This is a genomic window from Streptomyces sp. NPDC051776, assembly GCF_040681345.1.
Lineage (GTDB): Bacteria > Actinomycetota > Actinomycetes > Streptomycetales > Streptomycetaceae > Streptomyces.
In genome coordinates this window covers 1-3041 of the sequence record NZ_JBFAYQ010000135.1, presented here as the reverse complement: position 1 = coordinate 3041, position 3041 = coordinate 1, and the positions used below count along the sequence as shown (strand labels likewise).

The window sequence follows — 3041 nt, the reverse complement described above, 5'->3', positions numbered from 1 at the left end:
GTAGCCGGGCAGAGCCCGGACTGGCCCGCGCTGTTCCCCGGCGCCCGCAGCGTCGACCTGCCCACCTACGCCTTCCAGCGGAGCCGCTACTGGCTGGCCGACGCCGCTCCGGATGCCGAGGATGCCGACGCCGGCCCGGCCGGGGCCGTCGACTCGGCATTCTGGTCGGCCGTCCGGCGGGGCGACGTCCAGGACCTGGCGGAGCGACTCGCGCTCGACCCCGAGGTGCTGGCACCCGTGCTGCCCGCCCTGACGGCCTGGCACCACCGCAGTGTGCAGCGGGCCACCGCCGACTCCTGGCAGTACCAGGAGATCTGGACACCGCTGCCGTCCACGTCGGGCTCGCTCTCCGGCGTCTGGCTGGTGCCCTTCTGCGCGGACGACCCGGAGGCGGCCGAGACGGCCGCTGCCGTGGCGGCGGCGTTCTCCACGTCCGGGACGGACGCGGGCACCCTACCCGTGGCCGCGGACACCGACCGCGCCCGGGTCTCGTCGGCGCTGACCGAGGCGGCTGCCGGCCGCGGCCCGGTTCACCTGCTGTCCCTGCTCGGTCTGACCGAGACCACCCACCCCGACCATGCCGACGTTCCGCTGGGTCTGCACCTCAACACCGTGCTGGTGCAGGCGCTGGCCGAGACCGGCACGGGGGCCCGGCTGTGGGCGGCCACGCGCTCGGCCGTGTCCGTCGGAGCCGCCGACCGGCTCGCACGGCCGGTTCAGGCCACCACCTGGGGGCTCGGCCGCACCGTGGAGATCGAGCACCCCGGCCTCTGGGCCGGTCTCGTCGATCTGCCCCAGCAGCCGGACGCTCGGGCGATGACCCGGCTGGTGGCGGCAGTCTCGGAGCACGGCGAGGGGAACGAGCTGGCGGTACGGGACTCAGCCGTCTTCGCCCGCAGGCTGGTCCGCGTCGCCCACGACGACGGCGAGGATGCCCGTCCCGAACTGCGGTTCGGCGGAACGACGTTGATCACCGGCGGAACCGGCGTCATCGGAGCGCATGTCGCACGCCGCCTGGCCCGTGAGGGCGCCGAGCATCTGCTCCTCGTCAGCCGGCGCGGGCCGCACGCCCCCGGCGCCGGCGAACTGCGCAGCGAACTGGAGGAGGCCGGCGCCCGCGTCACCATCGCGGCATGCGACCCCGCCGACCGGACCGCACTGGACGAACTGCTCGCCGCCGTCCCCGCCGACCGGCCGTTGACCGCGGTGCTGCACGTCGCGGGCGTACTCGACGACGCGCCCCTCACCGCGATGGACCCCGTGCACTACGCCACCGTGCTGCGCACCAAACTCCTTGCGGCCGTGAACCTGGACGAGGCCACCCGGCATCTCGACGCACCCCTCGACGCGTTCGTGCTGTTCTCGTCGATCGCCGGAGCGCTGGGCTCAGCGGGTCAGGCCGGATACGCGGCAGGCAACGCCTTCCTCGACGCCCTCGCCCGGCGGCGGCGCGCCGCCGGACTCGCGGCCACCTCCATCGCCTGGGGACCCTGGGCGGGCGGCGGCATGGCCGACGACCCCGCCGTACTCGCCCGGCTGCGGCGCGGCGGCCTTGCTCCCATGGAAGTGGAACCCGCGCTCACCGCCCTCGGCCGGCTCCTCGCCCGCGACGACACCTGGACGCTGGTCTCGGACGTCGACTGGACCAAGGTCGCCGCCGGGCTGCGGGGCCTCCCCAGCGGCGCCCTCCTGAGCCGTATCCCCGAGGCGGTCCGCGCCATGGCGGCGGCCACGGACGACCACATGGGCGGTGACGGCGGTCGCCTGCGCGACCGACTCCGCCCCCTGGGCGGCGCCGAGCGCCGCCAGCTGCTCCTCCAGCTCGTACGGCGCAGCGCGGCAACCGCACTCGGCCACCCGGCTCCGGAGACCATCCGGCCCACGCGCGCCTTCCAGGACTGCGGCTTCGACTCGCTCACCGCAGTGGAACTGCGCAACCTGCTGGCCACCGCCACCGGCCTCGCCCTGCCGACGACCCTGGTCTTCGACCATCCGACGCCCGCCGCACTCGCCGACCACCTGGTGCACGAACTCGACGACGGCACCCTCCCTGCCGCCCCGTCGGCCACCGGCGCGGACCCGGCACCCGTGGGTGGCGCAGGCGACGACGAACCGATCGCCATCGTCGCCATGGCCTGCCGGCTTCCCGGCGGGATCACCTCACCCGAGGAACTGTGGGACCTCCTGGCCGACGGTGGCGACGCCGTCTCGTCCTTCCCGACCGACCGTGGATGGGACCTCGACGCGCTCTACGACCCCGACTCGCTGCGCCCCGGCACCAGTTACGTCGACGAGGGCGGCTTCCTGTCCGGCGCAGCCGACTTCGACGCCGCCTTCTTCGGCATCTCGCCGCGCGAGGCGGTCGCCATCGACCCGCAGCAGCGGCTGCTGCTGGAGGTCTCCTGGGAGGCCGTCGAGCGGGCGGGCCTCGATCCGCGGTCGCTGCGCGGCAGTCGCACCGGCCTGTTCGTCGGCTGCGGGCACCAGGGCTACGGCGCCACGCTCACCGACGTCCCCGACGACGTACGCGGGCATCTGCTGACCGGCAGCGCGGCGAGCCTGGCCTCCGGCCGGGTGTCGTACGCGCTCGGTCTGGAGGGGCCGGCCGTCACCCTCGACACGGCGTGCTCGTCGTCGTTGGTCGCGCTCCACCTGGCCGTGCAGGCGTTGCGTGCGGGTGAGTGTGATCTGGCGTTGGCCGGTGGTGTGACGGTGATGTCGACGCCGGGTGTGTTCGTGGAGTTTTCGCGGCAGCGGGGGCTTGCGGCGGATGGTCGGTGCAAGGCGTTTGCGGAGGGTGCGGATGGGACCGGGTGGTCCGAGGGTGTGGGCGTGCTGCTGGTGGAGCGGCTCTCCGATGCCCGGCGGAATGGGCATCGGGTGTTGGCGTTGGTGCGGGGGAGTGCGGTCAATCAGGATGGTGCGTCGAATGGGTTGACGGCGCCGAATGGTCCGTCTCAGCAGCGGGTGATTCGTGCGGCGTTGGCGGTTGGGGGGTTGTCGGCTGCGGATGTTGATGTGGTGGAGGCGCATGGTACGGG

Annotated in this window: 1 protein-coding gene; it reads left to right on the top strand. The window is 74.0% G+C overall.

Annotation, left to right across the window (positions count from 1 at the left end; genetic code table 11):
• A partial coding sequence (locus AB0M26_RS31645) for an SDR family NAD(P)-dependent oxidoreductase (protein ID WP_365266425.1) occupies positions 1–3041 on the top strand: 3041 nt, incomplete at both ends.